The organism is Kitasatospora sp. NPDC007106 (assembly GCF_040634455.1).
GTDB lineage: Bacteria > Actinomycetota > Actinomycetes > Streptomycetales > Streptomycetaceae > Kitasatospora > Kitasatospora arboriphila.
In genome coordinates this window covers 1-5,851 of record NZ_JBEYFP010000372.1, presented here as the reverse complement: position 1 = coordinate 5,851, position 5,851 = coordinate 1, and the positions used below count along the sequence as shown (strand labels likewise).

The window sequence follows — 5,851 nt, the reverse complement described above, 5'->3', positions numbered from 1 at the left end:
CACCGGCACGACCGTCGCCCTCTGGGAGTTCGACGGCTACAGCTCCACCAACCTGCGCACCTACGACAGCCAGTACGGCCTGACCGGCCCGGCCGCCCCGGCGCCGGCCCCGGCGCAGCCCTCCTGGTCCTCCCCCGCGCCCGGCGCGCCGACCAGCAACCCGTACCACAAGACCAACCACAGCTACGCGGCCGGCTTCCACACCGGTGTGGACTTCGCCGTCCGCCCGGGCACCCCGCTGGTCTCGGTGGGCGACGCCACCGTGGTGTCGGCCGGATGGGCCGGCGCGTACGGCAACCAGGTCGTGCTGAAGCTGTCGGACGGCCACTTCGCCCAGTACGCGCACATGTCGAAGCTCGGCGTGCACGCGGGCCAGAAGGTGCACGCCGGTGACCGGGTCGGCCTGTCCGGCAACACCGGCAACTCGACCGGCCCGCACCTGCACTTCGAGATCCGCACCGCGAACCAGTACGGCGCGGTGATCGACCCGATCAAGTACCTCTCGGCGCACGGCGCGACGAACTTCTGATCGCACCCCTCGCGGGAGGACCGGCCGCCGGGGCCGCCGTCAGGAGGCGGCCGCCCCGGCGGCCGCCGTTTCGTCGGCCGAGATGCCGGACGCTATCTCCAGGGCGAGTTCGACGGCCGCCGCCATCGCCTCCGGGAGGGTGGCCGGCGGGGCCTCGGCGCAGGCCTCGGCGTGCTCGCCGGGCTCGCCGTGGTCCTGCTTGAGCAGGAAGAACGCCGAGTTGATCGAGAAGAGCGCCACGGTGGCGCGCAGCCGCTCCCGGAAGGTCGCGCCCGGGCCCTGGATGAGCCCGATCATCGCCAGCATCCGGTCCTTGAACTCGGAGCCGGCCGCGGAGTCCCGCAGGGCGGGCTGGTTCTCGTGGAAGAAGCGGAGCAGCGGAGCGCGGTCGGCCATGCCGGCGGCGAAGCGCCGGACCAGCTCGTCGCGGACCTCCGGCGACCAGGGCCGGTCGCGGCCCCAGGCGATCGCCTCGTCTATCGGCGCGGCCATGGACTCGACGATGCCGTGGACGATGTCGTCCTTGGTCTTGAAGTGGTAGTACAGCGCGGCCTTGGTGACGCCGAGGCGGTCGGCGATCTCGCGCAGCGAGGTCTTCTCGTACCCCTGTGAGGCGAAGAGTTCCAGGGCCACCTCGATGATGCGCGCTCGGGTGTCGCTGCGGGGGCTCTGGGTCGTACTCATCGCTGGGTGGCCTGCCTCGTGGCTGCGGTGGGTGGCGGTGGCGCTCCGGCTCCGGCGCGCCTCCAGGGTCCATTCTCCCTGTCCGGGGGCGGTCCGCCGAAACCGGCTTGACGTCCGGCTGGGGGACAACTTACCGTGCGACCCGACCGATAACTAGCCGGTCGACAAGTAAGTAAGCCGCGGACCACGCGGCCGAGCCGCTCCCGGGGAGATTCTCGATGTCACACCAGCAGGTAGAAAAAGCTGCGGACGGCCCCGCAGCCGACGCCGCGGGGGCGGTCGACGCCCTCCCCCGCTCGCCGCGCGAGATCCGGCTGGTGATGATCGGCCTCGTCGTCGCGATGCTGCTCGCCATGCTCGACAACCTGATCGTCGGCACCGCGATGCCGACCATCGTCGGTGAGCTCGGCGGCGCCGAGCACCTGTCGTGGGTGGTCACCGCCTACACGCTGGCGACCGCGGCCTCGACCCCCGTCTGGGGCAAGCTCGGCGACATGTTCGGCCGCAAGGGCACCTTCGTCCTGTCGATCGCGATCTTCCTGGCGGGTTCGGCGCTCTCCGGCCTGTCCGGCTCGATGGGCCAGCTGATCGCCTTCCGCGCCGTGCAGGGCCTCGGCGCCGGCGGTCTGATGGTCGGCGTGATGTCGATCATGGGTGCGCTCGTCCCGCCGCGCGACCGCGGCAAGTACCAGGGCATGTTCGCCGCGGTGATGGCGCTCGCCACCATCGGCGGCCCCCTGATCGGCGGCTTCATCACCGACCACCTGAGCTGGCGCTGGACGTTCTACATCAACCTGCCGCTCGGCGTGCTCGCGCTGGCCTTCATCGTGATCACCCTGAAGCTGCCCACCGTCCGCTCCACCGCCCGGATCGACTACCTGGGCGCGCTGCTGCTGACCGTCGGCATCACCTCGCTCGTCCTGGTCACCACCTGGGGCGGCTCGGAGTACGCCTGGGGCTCCAAGCAGATCCTGGGCCTCGGCGCGCTCGGCGTCGCCTCGCTGATCGGCTTCTGCTACGTGGAGCAGCGGGTCGAGGAGCCGATGCTGCCGCTGACGCTCTTCAAAAACCGCAACTTCGCCCTGGTCTCGGTGATCGGCTTCATCGTCGGTTTCGCGATGTTCGGCGCGGTGACCTTCCTGCCGCTCTACCAGCAGACGGTGCAGGGCGCCTCGGCGACCAACTCCGGCCTGCTGCTGATGCCGATGATGTTCGGCATGCTGGTGATCTCGCTGGTGGTCGGCCAGGCCATCACCAAGACCGGCAAGTACCGGATCTACCCGATCATCGGCACCGCGGTGATGGCGGGCGGCTCGCTGCTGCTCTCCACCCTCGGCACCGAGACCAGCCGGTTCACCTCGGCCTGCTGGATGGTCGTGCTGGGCGCCGGCATGGGCTTCCTGATGCAGGTGACCATGCTGGTCGCGCAGAACAGCGTCGAGCTCAAGGACATGGGCGTGGCCTCCTCCACCGCCACGCTGTTCCGCACCATCGGCGGTTCGATCGGTGTGGCGCTCTTCGGTGCGCTCTTCACCCACCAGGTCACCGCGACCATGAAGGAGCGGCTCGGCGGCGCCGGCGGCGCGAAGAGCGCCAACCTCGGCCAGATGGGCCCCGAGGCGCTGCGCAAGCTGCCCGCGCCCGTCCAGGACGCCTACCACCACGCCGTCGCCAACGGCATGCACACGGTGTTCCTCTGGGGTGCCGTGATCAGCCTGGTCGCGGTCGCCGCGGCGGTCTTCCTGCGCGAGGTGCCGCTGCGCAGCGGCGCGGCGCAGAAGCCGGAGACGCAGCTCGAAGCGGTCTGATCCCCGCACGACGACGGGGCCCGCCCGGCACGTGCCGGGCGGGCCCCGTCCGTTGTTCCGGGCCGGTCAGCCCGGCAGCCGGTAGACGCCCTGGGCCACCGGCTCGACCAGGCCGTCGGCGACCAGGCCGTCCAGGGCCCGGGCCCGCTGCACGGCGTCCGGCCAGACGGCGTCCAGCCGGGCCTGCGGCACCTCGCCGTGCGCCTCGCGCAGCACGGCCAGCAGCTTGCCGCGGACCTGGCGGTCGGTGCCCTCGTAGGTCTGCCCGCGGCGGGCCGGGCCCTCGTAGGGCGGGCGGCCGGCCTTCTGCCAGGCGCAGTCGGCGAACAGCGGGCAGTCGGCGCACTCGGGTCCGCGCGCGGTGCAGACCAGCGCGCCGAGCTCCATCACGGCGACCGCCCAGGTCGCCGCCCGGTCGTCACCCTCGGGCAGGTACGCGGCGGCGGTGCGGCGCTCGGCGGCGGTGGTCGCCTGCGCCGGGTACTCCACACCGGTCACCGCCCGGGCGAACACCCGGCGGACGTTGGTGTCCAGCACCACGTGGCGCTGGCGGAAGGCGAAGGAGGCGACGGCGGCCGCGGTGTACTCGCCGACGCCGGGCAGCGCCAGCAGCGCCGCGTGGTCCTCCGGCACCTGCCCGCCGTGCTGCTCGGTGATGGCCACCGCGGCGCCGTGCAGCCGCAGCGCGCGCCGCGGGTAGCCGAGCCGGCCCCACATCCGGACGGCCTCGCCGGGGGCGTCGGCGGCCAGCCGGGCCGGGGTGGGCCAGCGCTCCATCCAGGCCGCGTAGGCGGGCAGCACCCGCTTCACCGGGGTCTGCTGGAGCATGAACTCGCTGACCATCACCGCCCAGGGCGTGGCGGTCGGGTCCCGCCAGGGCAGGTCGCGGGCGTTGGCCTCGTACCAGCCGATGACGGCGGAGTGCAGCCGGGAGGGAGTGGCATTGATGGCAACCATGGCACTGCCGATCCTCCCACGCCGCCGGCGGCGGCCCGACCGGATCGCGTGGACCGCCGGGGCTGCCGGGCCGCCCGGGCTCAGAGGCCGAGGTCGTCCAGTTCCTTGAGCAGCGCGGCCCGCGGGCTCTTTGGCAGCGTGCCGGGCGCGGCCGCGCCCCGGGTGGCCACGGTGCCGGCGGGCCCTGGCCGGGTGTCCGCCGCCGGCCCGGCGTCGGTGGCACCGGCGCGGACCGTCCGGGCGCCGCGGTCGCGCAGCAGCCAGGCGCCGAACAGGCCGCCGACCAGTCCGCCGAGGTGCCCCAGCCAGCTCACGCCCGGGGTGCCCGGCACCGCGGTGGTGAGGATGTAGGCGAACGAGGCTGCCATCACCAGGCCGACCAGGCTGTCGATGAGGTTCCGGTCGATCACGCCGCGCAGCACCACGTAGCCGAAGTAGCCGTAGATCAGGCCGCTCGCACCGACCGTCACCATCTGCTCGCTCTCGAAGAGCCAGACGGCGGCCCCGCTGGTGAGCGCCACCAGCAGGGTCAGGCCGAGGAACTTCTTCACCCCGCGGTAGGCGGCGAGGAAGCCGAAGACGAACAGCGGGCCCGAATTGCTCTCCACGTGCTGCCAGTTCACGTGCAGCAGCGGGGCTGCGAGGACGTCCGGGAGCCGCTCGGGCCGGTGCGAGCGGATGCCGAAGTCGAGGGTGAGCGCGTAGTCGCCGAGCCAGTTGGCCAGTTGCAGGGCCCACACCGTGCAGAGGAAGGCGAACATCACGAAGAACGCCCGACGCGCCTCGGCGACGGTTCGGGCCGGGTCGGATTCGGTGCGCTGCACGGTCGCCATGACGCGACTATAGGGGGCGGCCAAGGGCCGGGACAGGCCCCCGGAACGGCCGGAAAGGCCCTCGCCCGTCCGGAGCAAATGGCGGATCATGTGAAGGAAGTGATCCCCGTACAGTGTTGATGCATCAACGGGTGCACACAGTCTCGTAGAGTTTGCGCGTGCCCTCTCTGCGTCAACCCGTGGGACCGTTGCCCGCCTCGATCTACTGGCGACGGCGTCTTGTCGTGCTCGTCGCGCTGGCCGTCGTCGCGGCGCTGGTGATCTGGCTCCTCACCGGATCGGGCGACGGCGGCGGCCAGGGGCAGAAGAAGACCTCGCAGGCCGCCCCGGTCCAGTCGATCACGCCCGGCGCCAGCCCCTCCGGCTCGGCCATCACCTCGCGCCCCGGCGGTACGGGCGGCGGCGCCGCGGCGGCCGGTGGCACCGGCGCCTCCGGCGGGGACGTCAGCCTCTCCACCGGCGGTACGGGCAGCGGTAGTTCGGACGGCACCGGCAGCACCGCGGGCGGCACGGACGGCTCCGCGGCGGGCGGCACCGGCAGCGGCGGCGGCACGGGCGGCGGCCAGCCGCCGACCAACACCCCCGACGTGATGGCCCTGCCGGCCTGCGCGGCCTCCCAGGTCTCGCTGGAGCTGGCGAGCGGCCTCAACTCGTACACCGTCAAGGTCAAGCCGCGGTTCTCGCTGACCGTCCGCAACACCTCGGGCACCGGCTGCCGGGTGGACCTCGGCCGCACGGCGTCGACGCTGACCGTCACCGCCAGCAGCGGCGAGCGGGTCTGGTCCTCGGGCGACTGCCCGGCGAACCGGCAGGCCACCTGGGTGCAGCTGGCCGCCGGGGCCGGGCTGACCGAGAACTTCACCTGGAGCCGCAACCGCAGCAAGCCGCAGTGCGCCTCCGCCGACGGCACGTCGGCCGGCGCCGGCAACTACCTCGTCCAGGCGGACCTGGCCGGCCCGGCCGGCGGCCCGGTCTCGGCCCGGACCTCCATCCGCCTGGAGGACTGAACCACCGGTACCGCAACGGCCCGTCCCCGACAC

The 5,851-nt window shown here is 72.9% G+C and carries 6 protein-coding genes; 3 read left to right on the top strand and 3 right to left on the bottom strand.

Annotation, left to right across the window (positions count from 1 at the left end):
• A partial coding sequence (locus ABZ641_RS23720) for a M23 family metallopeptidase (RefSeq protein WP_359984661.1) occupies positions 1-529 on the top strand: 529 nt, incomplete at its 5' end.
• Between the two features lie 39 nt (positions 530-568).
• Here the strand turns inward: ABZ641_RS23720 and ABZ641_RS23715 are convergent.
• Entirely contained in the window at positions 569-1,213 is a 645-nt protein-coding gene (locus ABZ641_RS23715; protein ID WP_359984659.1) for a TetR family transcriptional regulator, read from the bottom strand.
• A 218-nt stretch (positions 1,214-1,431) separates the two neighbouring features.
• On the opposite strand from ABZ641_RS23715, the gene ABZ641_RS23710 reads away from it, so the two are divergent.
• On the top strand, positions 1,432-3,021 hold the full coding sequence (locus ABZ641_RS23710; protein ID WP_344625302.1) for an MDR family MFS transporter: 1,590 nt from the start codon (positions 1,432-1,434) through the stop codon (positions 3,019-3,021).
• A 66-nt stretch (positions 3,022-3,087) separates the two neighbouring features.
• Here the strand turns inward: ABZ641_RS23710 and ABZ641_RS23705 are convergent, their stop codons facing one another.
• Positions 3,088-3,978, bottom strand: a complete 891-nt coding sequence (locus ABZ641_RS23705) for an A/G-specific adenine glycosylase (RefSeq protein WP_359984656.1) — start codon at positions 3,976-3,978, stop codon at positions 3,088-3,090.
• 80 nt (positions 3,979-4,058) lie between these two features.
• Entirely contained in the window at positions 4,059-4,811 is a 753-nt protein-coding gene (locus ABZ641_RS23700; protein ID WP_344628457.1) for a rhomboid family intramembrane serine protease, read from the bottom strand.
• A gap of 179 nt (positions 4,812-4,990) precedes the next feature.
• Here ABZ641_RS23700 and ABZ641_RS23695 point away from each other — a divergent pair, with 179 nt between their 5' ends.
• Entirely contained in the window at positions 4,991-5,818 is an 828-nt protein-coding gene (locus ABZ641_RS23695; protein ID WP_359984653.1) for a hypothetical protein, read from the top strand.
• Positions 5,819-5,851 lie beyond the last annotated feature (33 nt).